Source organism: Leptolyngbya sp. PL-A3 (assembly GCF_039962325.1).
GTDB lineage: Bacteria > Cyanobacteriota > Cyanobacteriia > Elainellales > Elainellaceae > Vacuolonema.
Genome location: NZ_JAMPLB010000018.1, coordinates 1 through 20,422 on the forward strand (window position 1 = coordinate 1; position 20,422 = coordinate 20,422).

The window sequence follows — 20,422 nt, forward strand, 5'->3', positions numbered from 1 at the left end:
TTTCCTTTATTGACTACTTCAACCAAACGATGGCAAAGCCCTTTCAATGGACATTCAAGGGTAAGTTACTGGCGTTCTAAACCATAGGCTTATTTATGCCGCCGAGTACTAGTCTATTAATGAAATTTGAGAAAGTTTGGAGAAGGAAGCGAATCACCACTTATCTGCCAGGAGAATTAACTTTGTGGACACGACATTAGGAGGTGTTTTAAAGCTGTCTAAAAAAGTCATTTTTTCATTCGCTTTGCGGATACAAAAATGGCTTTTGAAGCGGGTAAGCTTGAAAGCACGTCCTAATACTCTATTGAAGGCATTGTAAATCGCGGGACGCAACACCCACAAGACGATGGCCTGCTTTATTCTCACAAACCGCTATGCCACTAAACTGATCAATCAGTAAAATCAACAGGTCTTCTGTTCCATAATCCGCTCGAATCCTAGAGTCCAAACCGATATAACGAACCCTATCCCCGATTTTAAGATCGGTTAATTGATGAGGCTGTTGAAAAACACACGACTTTAGCATAGGTAACTCACTACACTTAGAAGCTGATTGAAAAGAATTAGAAATGCTTGATTATTCGTACAACTAAACGAACATCAATATCTCATACAAATTCATTTCGAAGTAGTCGTTCCTATAAGAGTAATGACTAGAGCATATTTTAGAACTCATAGAAAGGATTGTTCTTTTATGCCAAAATCACAAAAACAACCCTTTAAAATAGCTCTGGATACCCCTACAGAAAACCCCAAATCATGAGGCTTTAGCATTCACATGTTGTAGCAACCAATGTGGCCGCACTTTAACGAGTAGGCTCAATTTCCTGTAATTGATTACAGGGGAAGCGGTCTCGTAAAACCATTCCGGAAGCTACATTTATAGCAATTTCTAGCTCTGAATCTGGTAAAGCTTCAAGAATTAAACATTCCCCTGGAAAAACAACTTTTTCAAAGTACTGATGATTACCGTGAAAAAGGTGAATAGTCTGAAGCAAGGTAGTTATATTTTTGTAGTAAACCAGCTTAGCCTCAGCCATTCGAAGCGTAGGGGAAGACATCTAATTCCAAGCTCTACTTAGACAACAACTCAAAGAAATTCGCTACCAATTGTTAAACGAGCCCTATGGCTAACATGGTAGCAAAATCACAAATTACACTGGTGCTGAGTCAGGTCAATAAACTGAGCAATAGAATCTTCTAGCAAACTTCGTTCTTCAGGGCAAAGAAGTAGAAGCTGTAGTTTTCCGTGCAGAAACGTTGTTAACGATAATCGAACCCCTTCCAGATCTGCCCGCAACTTCGCAGCATGAAGCGCTGCATCAACAGTGGCATATCGGCACATGTCAGCCCTCATCGTCTGCTGTTCGGGTGCCGAACACTGATAGGAATAGCCGAGCTGTTCCCGTGAAATCTGAATCAGCCAACCGTTGTAGAACTCTTTAGTAGCCATGTTCGCGTTTACGATGCGTTTAGTGACTCGCTAAGAAATATCTTTAGAAAAAATCGAAAGAAATCAACCTTGTAAACACTAGTTATAAAGATATTCTGTGGAGGATAGCGCAGCGTTATGCAACCATAGTGCAGAAAAAATGCAGAAATTGTGCAGACTGTTTCAGCCGAATTGCCGTTAGGCTATTTCAGCCGGTAGCCCAAGCCATGCACAGTTTCGATAAAATCATCCGGCGCACCTAAAGCTCGTAACTTGTGACGCAACCCTCGAATATGCGATGTGACAGTTTCTTCCGTAGGCGATCCCTCCGCTGACCAGAGGTGATCGATAATGCCTGAACGACTTAGAATTCGTCGTCCACTGGTTACAAGCAGTTCTAGTAGGGCAAACTCCTTCGGAGTCAGTGCCAGAGGTTGGTGATTGTAAAAAGCTTCGTGGGTACTGGGATTCAGTTGCAGATCACCCCGCCCAATATAAATTTCACTGTTCGAGTTACCCCGGCGCAGCATGGCCCGAACCCGTGCCATTAGTTCTTCTAAATCAAAGGGTTTGGTGACATAGTCATCCGCTCCAGCATCTAAACCGATAATTTTGTCAGCTACCGTATCCCGAGCGGTCAGCATCAAAACGGGAACTGTGCTGCGAAAGTTCTTACCAGGGGAGCCCTCCGCTGATCGTAAGCGCTGGCATAATTGAATCCCATTCATCTTGGGCAGGGTGACGTCCAGCACAATTAGATCGTACGTAACCGCCTCGATTAAGCTCCAAGCCGTGATCCCATCTTTCGCTACATCAACCACATACTGACGACGGGTAAGCGCCTCCGTTAAAACTTCCGATAATTGAATATCATCCTCAACAATTAAAATACGCATAAATTAGAAGAACAAAACTCCTAAATGTGTCAGGATTGAACCGTTAATGGGGGTTGCATTTGAGTTTTACGAGAACAGATATCCCTCGAAAAACCCAGATGCATCTTTCACGGAGAGGTCGACGACATGAAGTGGGCTCTGGAAGAAAAAACATTCGCCCTGAGCATTGGTGTCATTATTCTTTTATTAGGGTTGATCAATCAGATTTCCTCTAAAAATACATCTGAATTACTAACCAACGCAAATCAAATCCAACATACTTATGAGATCTTAGGCAATCTGACAGATTTTTTTGCGGCGATGTCGATAGCCGAATCTGGCCGACGAGGTTACATTTTCTCGGGTAGAAATGAAGATTTAGGGCGCTATCGTGGTGCCGTCATTATCATGCGCTCCGAATTAGACCAGCTGCAAAATCAAATAGAAAAGGATGTCACCCAACAATCGCGATTGAATGTTCTTAATGGCCTGGTGTCCCAGCGTTTAAGTTTGCTGGAGGAGTCGATTAGTTTATATCAGCGCGATCGCTCCCCCAGCGCCATGCAAGCACAAAAACAAATTACAGACCGTAGCGTTTTACTCCGAGAAAGAATCCAGGCAACATTGACTGATATTAAGGATGAGGAGAATCAACAATTACAGCAATCCCTAGCTATAACTCGAACCAATATTCAGGCCCGAGCTTGGATTGAACGATGGGGAACGCTGCTCGGCTGTGTCATTATTTTGGGTCTTATTTATATCTTTTATTGGGAACAGCAGCGGAAGAAGAAGCTTCAATTGCTGGAACAGGCTCTCATACAAGAGCGCGAACTCAGCGATTTAAAGCTACGTTTATTTTCAATGATTTCCCATGAATTTCGTACCCCTTTGAGTGTAATTTTAGCCTCGTCCCAATTGCTCGAAGAGATTCTAGAAACTCAAATTGAATCGCAGTATTTGAAAAACCTGGGCCGGATTCAGTCCTCTGCCAAATTAATGAATCATCTGCTAACAGATATTCTCACCCTTACCCGAGCAGAAGCAGGCAAACTCGACCATAAACCTGAGCCACTAGATATTGAAGCATTTTGTTTAAATCTATTAGACTCCATTCAGATTGCAGACACAAAGTTTCATCAATTTCAATTTACCTGTAAAGGCGACTGTAACCGTACTTTTTTTGATGAAAAACTGCTGTATTCCATTCTGAACAATCTGTTACTCAATGCTATTAAATATTCTTCTCCCGAGAGCCCTATTCATCTAACTCTTCAATGTGAAGAGAATGAAGTTAGTTTTATGATTCAGGATCAGGGCATTGGCATTTTAAGGGAGGATATCGATAAAGTTTTTGATCCGTTCTACCGAGGGCAGAATGTTGAAAGTGTGACAGGTAGCGGATTGGGATTAGCCGTAGTGCAAAAATGCTTAGAGCTGTGTAATGGCACCATTCATATACAAAGTGAAGTGGGCACTGGAACAACATTCATCGTCAAACTACCCCGTCATCTTTAAGTATTAATGAGGAGAGGTCAGGTGCAAAGCACCTGACCTCTCCTCATCAATGCGCTTTGCGCTTGAATCAGCCACAATTGTTTTTGTGAGAGCCGTGGGGAGCGCAGCTCCCACAAAAACAACCAGATATTTAAGCGCTTGAGAAGCGCTGTCATGGCTCATTCTACATAAGCGACGGTAACACCACTACCACCATCAGCCTGGGCAGCGGGTTCAAAGCGAGCAATTTGAGGATGCTGTTTGAGAAACTCATGAACCCCTTGACGGAGTTTACCAGTGCCATGACCATGAATAATCCATAAGGGGCCAGGTTGGGCACTGGCGATCGCCCGCTCCAGTTCCACTTCCGCATCTGCCACCCGGCTTCCCCGCAAGTCCAGTGTATTGCGCGAAGTACGCACAGCAGGGGCTTGGGCACGGGTTTCAGTCTCTGCTTCTTCCGCTTCCTTTCTAGCTTTGGCTCGCACCTCGGCGGGTTTCGGTTCCACAGGTTTCTTGGCCGGCACCTCTGGCTTTTCTCCCTGAAGCGATTCGATGTCTGCCAGGGAAACATTCATTTTCATGATGCCAAAGCGTACCGTCAGATTGCCGTCAGCATCAGGGTTCGACAGCACCTCAGCCGTTTGGCCCAGGCGAGGAATGCGAACGCGATCGCCCTCTTTGGGCCGAAAACCCGGTTTTGGCTTAGCCGGTTTCTGACGTGAGGGCAGACGCCGCTCGGCCACACCACTGATAGCATCGGTCGCCTGCTGAGCGTCCTGGGCCGTCGCAGGGCCACGCTGCAAATCGCGAATCACTCGGGCAATCTCCCGACGCGCCTGAGCGATCGCCTCCTGCACCGCCGCTTCCTGCTGTTGCTTCAGTTCCTCTTCCCGAAGTTTCAGGGTTTCCGCTTTACGCGACACCTCTGCGTAAAGGCGCTCAGTTTGCTTCATCAGGTCAGCCGCAGCCTGATTTTTCTCTTCCTGCTGGCGGCGTTGCTGTTCCAATCCAGCAATGACCTGGTTTACGTCTTGAGCCGCTTCTACCCCTGCCTCTTCCTGAGCCGCCGAAATAATGTCATTGCTGAGCCCTAGACGGCCTGCGATAGCCAACGCATTTGAGCGCCCCGGAATACCCCACAACAAGCGGTAGGTAGGCGATAGAGAAACATCGTCAAATTCTACTGAGGCATTCTCAAACCGCTCATCCTGGTATTTCAGGGCTTTGAGTTCGCCGTAGTGGGTCGTGGCGATGGTGAGACTGGCATGGTTCGCGAGATGGCGGAGAAGGGCGATCGCCAGTGCACTCCCTTCCGTAGGGTCCGTACCCGCACCAACTTCGTCGAGTAGAACCAGGGGTGTGAGGGGTTGGGAGGTTGAAGGGTCAGAAGGTTGGATGTCGTTGAGAATACGACAAATGCGGCGGATGTGGCCGGAGAAGGTGGAAAGGCTTTGTTGCAACGATTGTTCATCACCAATATCCGCCAGGATGTGGGAGAACCAGGGAATCTCCACGGGCTCACGGGCAGGAATGAACAGCCCCACTTTCGCCATTAATGCGGCTAACCCAAAGGTTTTAAGGGTAACGGTTTTCCCCCCGGTATTGGGGCCAGTAATGGCGACAACCCGGATCGTTGGGCGAATGGTCAGGTCAATGGGAACTACCGCTGTGCCGTGCTCGTGCTGATGTTGCCAGATCAGCAGAGGATGGCGCAGTTGTCGCAGCACAACAGATTCTGCTGCGTTTTGAACAGACTCACCAGATGGATTCGGCTGTACGGCTCCAAACTCGACAAAGCGGGGCGGGTTCGCACCTAACCAGAGGGAGTAGCGGGCGCGGGCCGTCGCTAAATCCAGAGTCGTGGCGATCGCCAACAACACCTCCAAATCATCCACGACCTCCGCCACCTGCTCCGTTAGCACCCGGCGTACAGCCTCTTCCTCTACCTGCTCCTGGCGCAGCAATTGCCGCAGATGGTTTCCCCAACTGACAATCGACTGTGGCTCCACATACAACGTGGCTCCACTGGTCGAAACATCGTGGACAATACCAGGAATCACATCCTTATGGGTGGATTTGACCGGTAACACGAAGCGATCGCCCCGCTGGGTAATCAGCGTATCCTGCACAGCATTGTGATGCCGTTGCAGAATATTTTGCAGCTTGTCATAGATGCGATCGCGCTGTTGCCGCAACTGCTCCCGTATACCGCCCAGTTTAGGACTGGCTCGGTCGGTTACCTTACCCCGATCATCGATGCAACGATAAATTTCCTGTTCCAGCTCGGGATAGGTCCGCAGATCTTCCAGCAGCGCTTGCAGCGCGGGAATATTTTCCTGGTCATCCAAAACACGGCGAAGGGCGCGGGTACCCGCCAGAGTAGTGGCGATCGCCAGCAACTCAGCCCCGCTCAGCACACCCTGCAAACGTGCTCGTTCCAGCGCTTCACCAATATCTTCAATACCGTCAAATTTGAGGCCGCCAGGCAGGCGATTCTCCAGCAGATACGCTTCTTTCGTCTGCTCTAATAAATTCTGACTCTCAGCTAGAGTTTCAGGAATGCGAAGGTTGCGGAGGGCGATCGCCCCCAATTTTGTCGCAGCAAACGTCGCCACGTGCTGGCATAGCCGCGACCACTCTAATAGATCTAACGTTTCAGTTTGAATGGAATAACCTTGGCTCAATGGTGATTCTGCTTCCCGCTAACAGCACTAACAGTCGCCCCTCTGGGGCTCTTCTCTCTCAATTATGCCGGGGGCGATCGCCATCCGGTGAGTCCCTAAAGATGTAAAACCCCTCGGCTTCGCTCATCATTCTTGAAGGAAGGGCAGCCTACTCAATTCTGCACTTAAGCCTAATTTGTACTGGATGCCGCTTTCAATCAAACCTAAATCCTATTAATTCTATTATGAAGGATTCTTAACGCCCCTGTGAGACCTCAAGAAGCCGAACTATACACTTTGCTTTTCTAGCTCTTGTAAGACCGCATTTTGTCAACGCAAGAAGGCCGTTAAGAGGCCCATCCCAGAAGAGAACTCTGCTCAGACGAATTGCCGCTTGAGAAGGACTCGATCTTCAGGAACCTGAACGTGATGAATCAAGGAGGCGGGCGCATCCCGCCTCCTTGATTAAACCGCTGTGGCCTCAACCATCTGGTTATCTTGCCGCAGACAGGCTTCGATGAAGGGATCCAGATCGCCATTCATAACGCCGCTGATGTCCGTCGTCTCCACTCCACTACGGAGATCTTTAACCAACTGATAGGGATGGAACACGTAGTTGCGAATCTGGTTACCCCAGGCGGCTTCTACAATGTCTCCCCGGATGTCAGCGATCGCTTTGGCTTGCTGCTCTTGAGCGATTATTAGCAGCTTCGCCTTGAGGCGAGCCAGGGCTTTTTCTTTGTTTTGGAGTTGCGATCGCTCCTCAGTACAACGCACCATCAAGCCCGTAGGAAGGTGACGAACAAGTACTGCGGTCTCCACCTTGTTCACGTTCTGACCGCCCTTGCCACCCGAACGAGTAGTCGTGATCTCCAAATCCTTATCGGGAATTTCCAACTCAATGGATTGATCCAGAATTGGCATCACTTCTACGCCAGCAAAGCTAGTCTGTCGCTTGCCATTGGCATTAAATGGCGAAATCCGCACAAGGCGATGAGTTCCCTTCTCTACCTTGAGGTAGCCGTAAGCATAACGCCCATCCACCTCCAGAGTGGCTGACTTCAGTCCTGCCTCATCCCCCTCCGAAATTTCAGAGAGGTGAACCTTATATCCGTGGCTTTCGGCCCAACGGGTATACATTCGTAACAGGCTTTCAGCCCAGTCTTGCGCGTCTGTACCGCCGGCTCCAGCGTTGATTGAAAGCACAGCACCCCGTTCGTCGTAGGGGCCTGAAAGTAATTTTTGCAACTCCCACTGATCGAGAGAGCGGCTCAAATGGGTAAGGTTATCTTGGGCCTCCTGGAGCAGTGCCTCATCGGCTTCTAACTCCAACAGCTCCAGGATGGCCTTTGTATCTTCCAACCGCGACGTCCAGGACTCAAAGTTTTGCAGATTGGACTTGAGATCATTTAATTCTTGCAGGGTTTTCTGAGCATTGGCCTGGTCGTCCCAAAATTCAGGCTGAGAGGCTACCTGCTCTAAATCTTCAATGCGAGCCTGTAGTGCCGGGATGTCAAAGATAGTCCTGGGTGGTACCCAGGCGCTGCGACAACACTTCAGCACTCCGCTTCAAATCCGTCGTATCAATCATGACCATGAGGCAGTTGTTTCGTAGACTCTAAATTCCGATTGTAAGAGATAGAAGGGAAAAGAGGGAAGGCGGAGGAGTAGAGGCCAGCTATTCTCATTTTGAATTGAAGCCTGAAAATAGCCCACCTTCGGCGGGTTATTTTCAGGCTTCAAAACTGAGAGTTCGCGCCCGTCGGGCGCGAACTCTCAGCTTTGAAGCTCATTGCTGGGTCGAGAAGTAGAGGATAGGACGGTTGCCTTGTTGCGTCAACTGCGCCTCATTAACCGCTTGACATCCTGCAAAAATTGAGGATTTTCTGCACTGGTACGAGGCTGGGTCAACACACCATAACTAGGGCTGAACAGAAACGCCAGGGCAAACAAAGCCGAGGCCACCAGCACAATCGCAGGGCCAGAAGGCAAATTAAAGTAATAGCTCAGGTACATGCCGCTAATACTGGAGAAAACGCCGATCGCCGCTCCCAGAAGCATGACCTGATGCAGCCGAGGTACCAGAAGGTAGGCCGTCGCACCGGGAGTAATGAGCAGAGCCAGCACCAGAATGACCCCAACCACTTTCATGCTGGCAACAACGGTCAGTGCGATTAAAATCATCAGACCTGAATTGAGCAGACCGATGGGCAACCCGCTGGCTTGTGCTCCTTGCGGATCAAAGCTATAAAACAGCAGTTCCTTGTAGAGCAAAAACACGCTCAGCAATACCAAAGCGGCAATGATAGCGGTATCACGCACTTCACCTAAAGTGACACCTAGAATATTGCCAAAGAGAAAATGGTTGAGATCAATTTTATTATCTTTTTGAATAACAGTAATTAATACAATTCCAAATGCAAAAAATGCTGAAAATACAATGCCCATTGCCGCATCTTCTTTAATAGGCGATCGCCGATGAATCCACGCAATGATCACCGTACTGATCACACCAGCAATGAACGCACCAATAAAAATATTTACACCCAAGAGAAAGGCGATCGCCAAACCTGGCAACAGCGAATGGCTGATGGCATCTCCCAATAGTGCCAATCGCTGCACCATCAAATAGCTACCTACAACAGAACAGATCACGCCAACCAGAAGCGCAACAATAAGCGATCGCTGCATGAATGCATACTGCAACGGATCGAGAAGCCATTCCATCATGGTATCTACGCTGCATTACTAAAGAACTGGACATGGCCACCATAGGCACGAGTCATGTTGTCACGAGTGAGCACACGATCACGGGGGCCTGCGGCAATCAGTTCTCGGTTTAGCAGCAGCAGATGGTTGAAGTGAGTAATCGATTCACCCAAATCATGGTTCACAACCATCACAATCTTGCCGTCTTCTGCCAATTCTTGAAAAATACGGAACAGCACCTCTTCAGTTTTTTGATCAACCCCGACAAACGGTTCATCAAAGAAGAAAGCATCTGCCTGTTGAGCCAATGCCCGAGCCAGGAAAACCCGCTGCTGTTGCCCACCGGAAAGGGCACCAATACGGCGATCGCTAAACTCACTCATCCCCACTCGTTCCAGAGCTTCAGCGGCGAGGCGGCGACTGGGCGTCGAAAAGCGATTAAACCAGCCCGTTTGCCGAACACGGCCCATCATCACGACATCCCACACTGTTGCCGGGAATGTCCAATCAATTTGTGAGCGCTGAGGCACATAGGCCGTACGATCCAACTGTTGGCCCAGGGGGCGGCTTCCCCACTGCACCTGTCCTGTCACTACTGGAATCAGGCCCAGCATAGCTTTTACCAGCGTGCTTTTACCCGCACCATTCGGGCCAAAGATCCCCACGAGTTGCCCAGGTTGCAAGGTCACGTTGATATTTCGCAATGCCTGGAGGCTGCGATAGTTCACGCTTAAATGATCGATGGCGATCGCCCCATACCCTTCCATATCCTGACTTCTCCCTGTGTCTCTATCCCAGTAGTGATTCTCAATTCCGACCCCGGCGCTACGATTCAAACGCTGAATCCCGCCTGTATACAGCCAAACCAAACAACAATTATGAAACGATTATGAAAGCCATTGTACTCTAAAAATATGAAAGGATTATGAAATAAGGTAACAACTATGCGAGTGCGGACTTACCCATCGTGGCTTAGACAAGCCTTACTGATTGGTCTGGGGACGATCGCCTTCTCCCTGGGAGGCTGTGATCAGTCCTCCCCTTCGGCGGGAGACAATTCAGATGATCGGCCGGATGTTGTCGCCACCAGCACCATGATTGCCGATTGGACTGCTCGTATCGGAGGGGATGAGATTGAGCTGACCGGCCTTTTGCAACCGGGAGCCGATCCCCACGTTTACGAGCCCGTACCTGCAGATAGCATTGCCTTTGAAAAAGCAGACTTAATCCTTTACAACGGCTACAATCTCGAACCTGGTCTTATCAAGATGATGAATGCAGCGGGCGTGAATGCCCGTAAGGTAGCTGTTGGGGAAGTGGTACAGCCCCTTGACCTAAATTATGAAGGACGCACAGTACCAGATCCCCATGTCTGGGGAGATGTTCAGAACGTTATCAAAATGGTGAAATCAATTCGTGATGAGTTGATTCAACTCTCCCCGCAGGATGAGGCAGAATTCACCACTAACGCCGAGGCCTTTATTGCAGAGCTGGAAAAACTTGACCAGTGGGTGAACGTGCAGATTTCCACAGTTCCCTCTGAACACCGACAGCTGATTACCACTCACGATGCCTTTCAGTACTATGCCAATGCCTATGGCTTGAAGGTGACAGGCACGCTAATTGGTATTAGTACTGAGGAGCAGCCCAGTGCTCAGACAGTGCAAAAATTAGCAGAGTCCATTCGCTCTCAAGGGGTTCCTGCTATCTTTGCCGAGACCACCATTAATCCTCGCCTCATCACAACTGTGGCAGAAGAAGCAGGTGTGAAACTCGCTGATACCCATCTCTATTCCGATTCCATTGGGGCACCCGGCAGCGCGGGCGACACCTATGTGGGCATGGTCGTCTCAAATACGCAAGCCATTGTGGAAAATCTGGGGGGACAATACACCGACTTTCAAGCCGATAATTAATGTGTGGGAACTTTTACCCGCCATACAACAAAGTGATGGCGGAAGCCAAGGAAGAAACTATGTCCGAGCCAGCAAAATCCTTTAAGGTAGGCGATCGCGTCCGCATCGCTATGCTACCTCCTTATGTCAAAACCGCTGACCCCATGCCTATGTTGCGGCCTCCCAACGTCATTACTCTAGGGGAAGAAGGAGTTATCCTAGACCGCCGCCCTGGAGGTTACTGGGGAATTCGCTTTAACCGAGGCGTATTCTTGATGGATGAACAATATTTAGATCTGGCATAGAAGCACACAGTATCATCAGCAAGCCCGGTTTTGCTGCTTTCTCAGCGTGGCACTCGATTCCGATCGTCTTCTAGACCATCCATTAAGTAGACCTCCTGTATGAATCGTTTTTTGGAGCGTGAATCGTTGCGCGGCGGAGTCGCGCAACGATTCACACAGGAGGTCTAGTGTAGAGGAAGGGACACATTATGGCCTTTCCTCCACAGCTGTTGATAGGTGTGAGATACGCAGCACTGAAGGTTCAGAACTGTCTTAACCCGCTCAACATACTTGCCATTTTTCTCAAACGCTTGAGAAAAATGGCGAAAGTATTACCCGATGGTGTACGGCTATTTCTTGACAGTAATTCTCAGCTTTGAAGCCCGAAAATAGCCCGTCTTCGGCGGGCTATTTTCGGGTTGGATTCCAAAATGAGAATTGCTGATTTCTTGAAGAATTGAGCCGTAAAAAAGCCATCTATGATCCAGATGGCCATTGACTGCAATCTATGGAGAGTAAAGGATGCTTTTACGTCCGTCTATCGCCTCATGCAGAGGTGCCAGAAAAAGCTTTGCGACTGAATTCTTCCTGGCTAGAAAAGATATCGAACACGCGATCCATACTGGTCAGCTCAAATAAAATTCGAATTTGTTCGTTAATAGAACAAACGTAGAGTTTTCCACCCCGAGCACGTAGGGATTTAAACGCTCCAACTAATGCACCCAACCCTGAGCTGTCCATAAAACTCACCTGTTCGAAATCGACTAGCACCGTGGATGCGCCTGACTGCATAGCATCATCAATTTGGCTTCTGAGCTGAGCAGTCTGGGTAGCATCGAGGACACCGACTGGCTTCACGATCGTAAAAGAGGAACTCATGTCTGGTACACCGTGCTTCACAACTTTACAGGGGTAGCTCCCAAGGAACTGGGACGCACATTGAACAACCATGTACGACTGTTCAATCAAATATTAAACTGACATAGGCTAAACCGTATCACCATGGGACAAAACACCTAATTTTCTTTTTAAAGAAGGGGAAAATCTAATTCAAAACTTTGCAATTTTCCTGAGAAATCAGCTGGCAAAGTTTTGCAGGCTTTAGACCATGTCATTTAAATGACCAGGCATACTCCGTAGAATTCCGCAGATGATATTACCCAATTCCACTGATTTCGATCCTCGACTCATTGCACAGCTGCAATTTATCCTGGAACTCGATCGCCTCAAACAAATCTTGCGACAAACGTCCCTGACAGATAACTCGCGTCGAGAGAATAGTGCTGAGCACTCCTGGCACTTGGCAGTGATGGCGATCGCCCTCTCAGAGTATGCCCATAAACCCATCAATACTAACCATGCTGTTCAACTTTTGCTGTTGCATGATGTGGTCGAAATTGATGCTGGCGATACTTTCTGCTTTGACGAGCAGAGCAACCAGAGTAAGGTAGAACGTGAATTACAAGCAGCTCAACGAATTTTTGGTTTGCTGCCTACCGATCTGGCTGTCACTTTTCGGGCCTTGTGGGATGAGTTTGAGGCCGGTGAAACCCCAGAAGCCCAATTTGCCCGAGCGATGGACTGTTTCCAACCATTTCTTCATAACCTCCAGACCCAGGGTGGTACCTGGCGCAAGTACGGAGTATCACGTGAGCGGGTCTTACAACGTCTGCAAGCGGTAAAAATCGGAGCCCCTGCTCTATGGGGTTTTGTAGAAACACAGATTGCAGAAGCGATCGCCGCTGGTTACCTGACAGATTCTGTTCAATCTGCATAACAGACCCAGCTTTGCAATACCAATTTTGTTTGATTTCTCACAAACTCAGCTTTGTGTATGAGCATTTTGCCGGACCGTGTTTTGGTCGGGCAAAATGCTCATCTCATAAAGCTCATATTTTGAATGATTTTTCCAAACGTACTTGATGACTATTTTGGTTTCTTCAGCCATTCATGACATTGGATACACACATTAACTTTCTAATGTGCAATTAGGGAACCGACCCAGACTATTTGCTTCTACAATTGCGTTTCGGCAAGTCAACAAACTTTCACCCGTTTCTTTTGCGATCGCTCTCAGGTTAATGGTGGGCGAGCTGGACTGAGACGCCTTTAAGTAGTGTTCATAGGCGACATCCAGAACTCGGCTATTTAGCATTAACGGTCTTACAGCGGCCTCCAACGTATGAAACATTAACCCATCCCCCAGATAGTCTCAAGCTCGTGTATTAAAGCAGTCTATGGGAAGTCTTCCGTTTTGCCCTCTATCTCCAGACCGTCTATCAAAAGATAGGATGCCTCTAACAAATTGCACACTTCTAAAAGTGTATTTTGCGAGCATATATGATTCATCTTCGTGGTTCATGATTATGTTTCTTGATGGCTATGTAACGTGCAGCCATCAGAAATGCGCCCCCAACTAAGGACTGTGAATTTCATAAAACCCTGTTTTCTTCTGTAGAAGATCCTAAGTTAATTCCAGCATTCATTAATAGATGTTGTGCTTGATGCTCAGTACCAGCACAATACTAAAGAGAATGATGAAAAGGTTCTGAAAGGGTTGATTCATGGGAGCCTCACCCTAGAGGGACAACGTTCCAACCCGCTCTGAATGCACTTTGGTAAGGATTTTTACAGGACCTCGTATCAGCTTATGGTTGAAGCGGATGTAGATATTGTGGTTATTGGTAGCGGAATTGGAGGGCTTTGCTGTAGTGCGTTATTAGCGCAGTACGGCTTTGAAGTAGTCGTTTGCGAAAGTCATAGCATCCCCGGTGGTGCAGCCCATGGCTTCGAGCGACAGGGCTTTCGGTTTGATTCTGGTCCATCCCTGTATTCTGGCTTGTCCTATCCATCCGCCAATCCTCTCAGACAGGTTCTCGATGCGCTCGATGAAACAGTTCCTTGTTTAACCTATGACACCTGGGGGTGCCTCTTACCTGAAGGCCGCTTTGATACATCTGTGGGGGCAGAGCAATTCTGTGAAGTGCTGCATGCCCTGCGAGGAGAAGCTGCGGTACAAGAATGGCGGCAACTTCAACGGTTTATGGAGCCCCTCAAAGACGCAGCGATCGCCCTTCCCACTGCCGCCTTCCGCTTAGACTGGAGAGCTCCACAAATTCTCCACCGTTACATTCCAACTCTGCTTTCCCACTTGCCTAACGTGGCTCGGATCACAGGGGCTTTTGGTCCGTTAATGGACAAAGTTGTTCAGGACCCCTTTATCCGCAACTGGTTAGATATGCTGTGTTTTCTGCTCTCAGGTTTGCCCGCTCATAGCACCAGTGCCGCTGAAGTCGCTTTTATGTTTGCGGACTGGTACCGTCCTGAGGTGCAGTTGGATTATCCCGTTGGTGGGAGTGCAGGATTAGTAGCAGCCCTGGTGCGTGGGCTGGAGAAACATGGGGGCCAGCTACGGTTGAATGCCCATGTGGAGCAGGTGGTCCTGAAAGAGGGGCGGGCGATCGCCGTTCAGCTTCGAAATGGCCAGCGAATTCATGCGCGTCGTGCCATTATCTCCAATGCATCTGTATGGGATACCCTCAAGCTACTACCAGCAGATCAGCTACCGCAGCGGTTTCTCAAACAGCGACAGGCCATTCCTCCCTGTGCCAGCTTCATGCACTTGCATCTAGGCATTGACGCGACAGGGCTTCCGGCGGATTTGCCCTGCCATTTTATTTGGGTAGGCGATTGGGCACAGGGTATTGATGCGCCGCAAAACGTTGTGCTGATATCTATTCCCTCTGTTCTTGATCCGTCTCTGGCTCCCCCAGGTAAACACGTCATTCATGCCTACACACCGGGCAATGAGCCCTTCGAACTCTGGGAAGGATTGGATCGGCACAGCGATGCGTACATGCAGCAGAAAGAAGCTCGGTCAGCGGTTATGTGGCAAGCCTTAGAACAAGTCATTCCGGGAGTGCGATCGCGCTGTGACGTGACACTAACAGGCACCCCCTTAACCCATGCTCGTTATCTTCGCCGTCATCGAGGCTCCTATGGCCCTGCGATTCCTGCTGGCAGGGGAATGTTTCCTGGCGCTCGCACTCCGATTCCAGGGCTTTGGTGTTGCGGAGACTCTACCTTCCCCGGCATTGGGTTGCCTGCTGTAGCAGCCAGCAGCTTTATCACCGCAAATACTCTAGCCTCACCCCAGCAACATCAATTATTGCTAGAAAAATTGGCTAGCCCATGTGGGTGATGTGCCTTGCGAGATAGACTGCTATGCTCCTTTTCTAAAATCCTTCATGACAGTCTGGTGTGGATGGAACCAATGGTTCTACTTCCTTTTACTAGAATTTCTTAACCTCCAGGGGAATGAATCGACATTGGTTTATCGTTCTTAAGAAACACCACTGCTTGAAGCATCCGATCTGGCCCTTTCCCTCGCTGACTACCCCAATCCCATGCTTAGTCTTCGGTTCATTCGCCGTCATTCATCAATCGGTGTAGCCTTAGCCCTCTCCTTGATGGTGAGTTCCTGTCGGGGAGGTGGCCCAGCCATGGGCCAAGGGCAACCTCCTACCCCGGTACAACTGGAACAAGTTTCTGCCGACACGGTCCAGGAGTTTTCAGAATTTGTGGGGGCATTAGAGGCCCAGGAAAAGGTTGCCCTCCGCCCAGAAGTAAGCGCTCGAGTTGTTGAGGTTTTTGTCACTCCAGGGCAGCGAGTTGAGGCCGGGACCGTCATAGCACAACTGCGTGCTGACCAAACCCGTGCCCAAGCCAGCGGTGCCGCCGCTGATGTGGCCGCTTCATCTGCTGCGGTCACCACGAACCAGGCCCGTGTCCGTGCAGCGGATGCAGAACGTGCTCGGGCAGCAGCGGATGTGGAATTGCAGAACCGAGAATACGAGCGTACCCGCACCCTCACAGCGGAAGGGGCTCTATCTCAACAAGAACTTGACCGTGCAGCCAATGAACGGACAACAGCCCTAGCCTCGCTGCGGGTTGCGGAAGAAAATTTAGGGGCAGCTCAAGCCGCGCTGGCTGAAACTCAAGCCCAACTCGGTCGGGCTCGGGCTGACCAGGAAGTTGCCCAGGAGGATGTGAGCGATCGCCGCCTCACCGCCCCTATTGGTGGCATTGTGGGCGACATTCCCTTTAAAGTAGGCGACCTGGTTAGTTCGAGTGACACCTTCACGAACATCATCCAAAACAGCACTTTGGATTTAAATCTATCGGTTCCCATCGAACGAGCTCCTGAGTTGCGGGTAGGGCTACCTGTGGAGTTGTTGGATGCGAGCGGAAAGTCTGTTTCCCGCGGACAGATTAGCTTTATCTCTCCCGAGGTGAATTCTGGACAGCAGTCAGTACTGGCAAAAGCCAGCTTCCGCAACGATGGTTCCTTAAAAGATGGACAATTTGTACGGACGCGACTGATCTGGAGCAGCAAGCCTGGGGTTCTCATCCCAACGATAGCCGTTACGCGAATTGCAGGACAGACCTTTGTGTTCGTTGCCGAGAAAGGAGAAGGGACAACTGAAGACGGGAAACCTCAACAAGTTGCCCGTCAACGGCAGGTGAACCTGGGTGAGATTCAGGGTAATTCTTATCAGGTGATTTCCGGGGTGAAATCTGGGGAACAGGTGGTCGTTTCTGGGGTGCTTAACCTGCAAGACGGTGCACCCATCATGCTGGAACAGGCTATGGGGCAACCCTAGAGCCTGAAGATGGTTTGAATTGTTTTTTCTGCACAAGGTGCATGAGAAATAACCCTTCTCAGGGCTTTTCAACCAGGGGCTGGAGGTCAAGACAGACAACGAGATAGTGCAGTTCGCTCAGCGTTCAGTGCTGAGCGATCGCCCTCCCGTGTGCAAGTAGTTTTCTGGGGTAGGCTACACCATGTTTTCGAGGTTTTTCATTGAACGTCCGGTCTTTGCGACGGTCTGTTCGCTCATTATCGTCGTTGCGGGTATTCTGGCAATTCCCACTCTGCCTATTGCCCAGTTTCCTGACATCAGCCCCACGCAGGTGGTGGTGACCTCCAACTATGCCGGAGCTGACGCCGAAACCGTTGAGAGCGCCGTTACCAACCTGGTTGAGCAGGAGGTCAACGGGGTACAGGGGATGCGCTACATCAGCTCCAGCAGTGGGAGTGATGGTACCAGCCAGGTGACAGTAACCTTTGAGGCAGGGCAAGACCCCGATTTGGCAGCGGTCAACGTACAAAACCGGGTGTCTCGGGTAGAACCGCGTTTGCCGGGGTTGGTGACCCAGACGGGGGTGACGGTATCACAGCAGTCCAGTAACTTTTTGATGGCGATCGCCATTTACTCTGAGAATGGCGAGTATGACAGCCTATTCATGAGTAACTACGCCGACCTTTATATGGTGAACTCGCTGCGGCGCATTACCGGGGTTGGCTCTATTGAAATTTTTGGAGAACGGAAATTTGCCATGCGGGTCTGGCTTGACCCCAACCGTTTGGCAAGCCGAGGATTGACGGTACAGGACGTATCGGGTGCCATTCGCGAACAGAATATTCAGGTCGGGGCAGGTCAGTTAGGCCAACAACCCGCCAATCCGGATCAGGAATACCAGCTTAGCCTGCGGGCCGACAGCCGCCTCCAGAGCGTGGAGGAGTTTGAAAACCTTGTCGTATCTAATGCTGGAGGGACGTTAACTCGACTCAGGGATGTCGGCCGGGTGGAGCTAGGTGCTGAAAACTATGGCACGTTCCTCGCCTATAACAACCAGGAAGCTGTGGGTTTGGGAATTACCCAGCGTTCGGGAACCAATGCGCTAGAAACAGCTGAAGCCGTGAGAGCAGAACTCGAGCGTCTGAAGGAGTCTTTCCCCCCTGGGTTAAACTATGCAGTCGCCTTCGACTCCACAACCTTTGTGGAGCGATCGCTGGAAGACGTAATTAGAACCCTGGTTGAATCGGTCGTCCTGGTGGTACTGGTGTTGTACCTGTTCCTGCAAGATTGGCGTTCCATCGTGGTGCCAGGAGCGGCCATTCCCGTATCCTTGTTTGGCACGTTTATCTTCACCAAGCTATTTGATTTCTCGATCAATACCCTGACCCTGTTTGGTCTGACCCTGGCCACTGGGGTTGTGGTGGATGATGCCATTGTGGTGGTGGAGGCGATCGCCGCCAAAGTGCAAGACCGGGGCATGCATCCTTTCCGGGCCGCTGTCGAAGCGATGCAAGAGCTTTCCGGGGCGGTAGTGGCAACATCTCTGGCTCTGATTGCGGTGTTCGTGCCTGTGGCACTGTTTCCCGGAACCACAGGGGCAATTTACCAACAGTTTGCGTTGACAATTGCCTTTTCCATCGTCATTTCAACCTTCAATGCGCTAACCCTTTCCCCCGCCCTTGCGGCCCTGCTTTTACGGCAGCGGGAAGGGGGGCACCATGGCCTCCTGGGGCGATTTTTTGACTGGTTTAATGCCGGGTTTGACGCCGTACGCAACCGCTACCGCCGCTCTCTATCGCTGCTGACCCAGTTGAAATATGTTGTGCTGGCCTGTTTCGTTGCGGCCCTGGCACTGACTGCATGGGTCTACCGTATCGTTCCCTCCTCCTTCCTACCCGAGGAGGATCAGGGTTACTTTATTACGTTGGTACAGGCTCCAGAAGGAGTTTCCCTCACCCATACGAAGAAGATTCTGGATGAGGCATCAGAAATCATTCTGGAACAGCCAGAAATCCTATCCAACTTCGCTATTACAGGATTTAGTTTTGCCGGGGTCGCTCCCAACCAGGGCATTATGTTCTCTCTATTGAAGCCATGGGAAGAACGAACCGCTAAAGACAGCGGTGTGGCCTCTATTATCCAACGGGTGCAAATGCGATTCTTTGGCATGTCAGAGGCCCGGATCTTTTCACTCAACCCCCCGTCTATTCAGGGTTTGGGGAACTTTGGGGGATTCCAAATGGAGGTGCAGGACCGCCGGGGTGTTTTATCCCTGGGTGAACTGCTGGGCAATACGTTCCAGATGATTGGAGCGGCGAACCAGAACCCCAACCTGCAAGCCGTGTTCACCACTTTCACGGCAAACACACCGCAGATGTTGGTAGATGTGAACCGCGATCGCGCTAAAGCCCTAAATATCGACATTCAAGACATTTACGATACCCTCCAGAGCTTTTTGGGTTCGGAATATGTCAACGACTTCAACCTGGAACGGCGAACCTATCGGGTCTATGTCCAGGCAGATGAACCGTTCCGCTCTGAACCCAATGACCTGCAACAGCTTTATGTGCGATCGGGGTCTGGAGAAATGGTGCCTCTAGCCAATTTGGTAACCCTGACTCCGGCTACCACTGCCCAGACCATCACCCATTACAACCTCTTCCGTTCAATCTCTGTGCAGGGTAACGCCGCCCCGGGTCGCAGTTCAGGAGAGGCTATTGGTGCCATAGAAGGGATTGCCAAACAGGTTCTTCCTGCCAGCATGGGCTATGACTGGACAGGTACAGCTCTCGAGGAAATTGAGTCGGGTGGTCAGGCTCCTATATTTTTCGGTCTAGGACTCCTGATGGTATTTCTGGTGCTGGCCGCCCAGTACGAAAGCTACATCGACCCCATCATTATTTTGATTACGGTACCACTGGCGATATTAGGTGCTTTGGGGGCTCAGTCTCTGCGGGGGCTATCCAACGATGTCTACTGTCAGATTGGTCTGGTCATGCTAATTGGTCTGGTCAGTAAAAACTCCATTCTGATTGTGGAATACGCCAATCAGTTGCGGGAGAAGGGGCTGACCATCACCCAGGCAGCTATTGAAGCAGCCCAAGACCGCCTCCGGCCCATTCTGATGACCTCCCTAACCGGTATTGTCGGCTTCTTCCCCCTGGTGATTGCGTCCGGTGCCGGCGCTGCCAGTCGTCAATCCCTTGGAACAGCGCTGTTTGGCGGTTACATTATTGGAACAGTGCTGAGCCTGTTTATCACTCCGATGATCTACATTTTGATCAAGCAAGGTACTGATCGCTTTTTCCCAAAAAAGCCAGATTCAAATGAAGCTTCCCTTGGAGATAGCGGAGTTATCAGTACAGAGCGTGTTCTGTAGCGATCGCCAACTTTTCTAAAACGACGAACACTTTTAGGGCAGG

The 20,422-nt window shown here is 49.9% G+C and carries 16 protein-coding genes; 7 read left to right on the plus strand and 9 right to left on the minus strand.

All coding sequences use genetic code 11. From position 1 onward, the window contains the following. Positions 1 to 806: 806 nt before the first annotated feature. The 3 genes from NDI52_RS15205 to NDI52_RS15215 all read right to left on the minus strand — a co-directional run bounded on the left by NDI52_RS15205 (position 807) and on the right by NDI52_RS15215 (position 2,328). On the minus strand, positions 807 to 1,040 hold the full coding sequence (locus tag NDI52_RS15205) for a DUF1830 domain-containing protein (protein WP_190774626.1): 234 nt from the start codon (positions 1,038 to 1,040) through the stop codon (positions 807 to 809). 107 nt (positions 1,041 to 1,147) lie between these two features. Next, positions 1,148 to 1,453: a hypothetical protein gene (locus NDI52_RS15210; protein WP_190774625.1), complete on the minus strand. Its 306-nt coding sequence runs from the start codon at positions 1,451 to 1,453 to the stop codon at positions 1,148 to 1,150. A gap of 182 nt (positions 1,454 to 1,635) precedes the next feature. After that, on the minus strand, positions 1,636 to 2,328 hold the full coding sequence (locus tag NDI52_RS15215) for a response regulator transcription factor (protein ID WP_348256464.1): 693 nt from the start codon (positions 2,326 to 2,328) through the stop codon (positions 1,636 to 1,638). A gap of 126 nt (positions 2,329 to 2,454) precedes the next feature. Between NDI52_RS15215 and NDI52_RS15220 the strand changes: the two genes are divergently transcribed. Then, on the plus strand, positions 2,455 to 3,825 hold the full coding sequence (locus NDI52_RS15220; RefSeq protein ID WP_190774623.1) for an ATP-binding protein: 1,371 nt from the start codon (positions 2,455 to 2,457) through the stop codon (positions 3,823 to 3,825). Positions 3,826 to 3,983: 158 nt separating this feature from the next. On the opposite strand, the gene NDI52_RS15225 is transcribed toward NDI52_RS15220, so the two are convergent. The 4 genes from NDI52_RS15225 to NDI52_RS15240 all read right to left on the minus strand — a co-directional run bounded on the left by NDI52_RS15225 (position 3,984) and on the right by NDI52_RS15240 (position 9,946). After that, positions 3,984 to 6,491, minus strand: a complete 2,508-nt coding sequence (locus tag NDI52_RS15225; RefSeq protein WP_199307941.1) for an endonuclease MutS2 — start codon at positions 6,489 to 6,491, stop codon at positions 3,984 to 3,986. A 444-nt stretch (positions 6,492 to 6,935) separates the two neighbouring features. Further along, positions 6,936 to 8,058 (minus strand): peptide chain release factor 2 gene (prfB, locus tag NDI52_RS15230; protein WP_190774633.1). Its coding sequence is split into 2 segments (ribosomal slippage): positions 6,936 to 7,985 and positions 7,987 to 8,058, totalling 1,122 coding nucleotides; the frame shifts between segments, so codons are not numbered across the junction. Positions 8,059 to 8,306: 248 nt separating this feature from the next. Further along, positions 8,307 to 9,200, minus strand: coding sequence for a metal ABC transporter permease (locus tag NDI52_RS15235; RefSeq protein ID WP_190774622.1), 894 nt, complete (start codon positions 9,198 to 9,200; stop codon positions 8,307 to 8,309). A gap of 5 nt (positions 9,201 to 9,205) precedes the next feature. Continuing rightward, positions 9,206 to 9,946 (minus strand): metal ABC transporter ATP-binding protein, encoded by a 741-nt coding sequence (locus NDI52_RS15240; RefSeq protein ID WP_190774632.1) that lies wholly within the window; start codon positions 9,944 to 9,946, stop codon positions 9,206 to 9,208. Between the two features lie 177 nt (positions 9,947 to 10,123). Between NDI52_RS15240 and NDI52_RS15245 the strand changes: the two genes are divergently transcribed. Together NDI52_RS15245 and sipA are read left to right on the plus strand one after the other, a co-directional pair. Next, complete coding sequence (locus NDI52_RS15245; RefSeq protein WP_190774621.1) at positions 10,124 to 11,095, plus strand: zinc ABC transporter substrate-binding protein; 972 nt, start codon at positions 10,124 to 10,126, stop codon at positions 11,093 to 11,095. A 59-nt stretch (positions 11,096 to 11,154) separates the two neighbouring features. Beyond that, positions 11,155 to 11,379 (plus strand): regulatory protein SipA, encoded by a 225-nt coding sequence (gene sipA, locus NDI52_RS15250; RefSeq protein WP_190774620.1) that lies wholly within the window; start codon positions 11,155 to 11,157, stop codon positions 11,377 to 11,379. A 525-nt stretch (positions 11,380 to 11,904) separates the two neighbouring features. Here the strand turns inward: sipA and NDI52_RS15255 are convergent. Then, positions 11,905 to 12,237: an STAS domain-containing protein gene (locus NDI52_RS15255; protein ID WP_190774619.1), complete on the minus strand. Its 333-nt coding sequence runs from the start codon at positions 12,235 to 12,237 to the stop codon at positions 11,905 to 11,907. A gap of 271 nt (positions 12,238 to 12,508) precedes the next feature. On the opposite strand from NDI52_RS15255, the gene NDI52_RS15260 reads away from it, so the two are divergent. After that, positions 12,509 to 13,135, plus strand: coding sequence for an HD domain-containing protein (locus NDI52_RS15260; protein WP_190774618.1), 627 nt, complete (start codon positions 12,509 to 12,511; stop codon positions 13,133 to 13,135). 192 nt (positions 13,136 to 13,327) lie between these two features. Here NDI52_RS15260 and NDI52_RS15265 read toward each other — a convergent pair whose 3' ends face one another. Continuing rightward, a complete protein-coding gene (locus NDI52_RS15265) occupies positions 13,328 to 13,549 on the minus strand; it encodes a hypothetical protein (RefSeq protein ID WP_190774617.1) in 222 nt (73 codons plus the stop codon). A 459-nt stretch (positions 13,550 to 14,008) separates the two neighbouring features. On the opposite strand from NDI52_RS15265, the gene NDI52_RS15270 reads away from it, so the two are divergent. The 3 genes from NDI52_RS15270 to NDI52_RS15280 all read left to right on the plus strand — a co-directional run bounded on the left by NDI52_RS15270 (position 14,009) and on the right by NDI52_RS15280 (position 20,379). Beyond that, positions 14,009 to 15,559: an NAD(P)/FAD-dependent oxidoreductase gene (locus NDI52_RS15270; RefSeq protein ID WP_190774616.1), complete on the plus strand. Its 1,551-nt coding sequence runs from the start codon at positions 14,009 to 14,011 to the stop codon at positions 15,557 to 15,559. A gap of 205 nt (positions 15,560 to 15,764) precedes the next feature. Then, positions 15,765 to 17,021, plus strand: coding sequence for an efflux RND transporter periplasmic adaptor subunit (locus tag NDI52_RS15275; protein WP_190774615.1), 1,257 nt, complete (start codon positions 15,765 to 15,767; stop codon positions 17,019 to 17,021). A gap of 181 nt (positions 17,022 to 17,202) precedes the next feature. Beyond that, a complete protein-coding gene (locus NDI52_RS15280) occupies positions 17,203 to 20,379 on the plus strand; it encodes an efflux RND transporter permease subunit (RefSeq protein WP_190774614.1) in 3,177 nt (1,058 codons plus the stop codon). Positions 20,380 to 20,422: the final 43 nt, after the last annotated feature.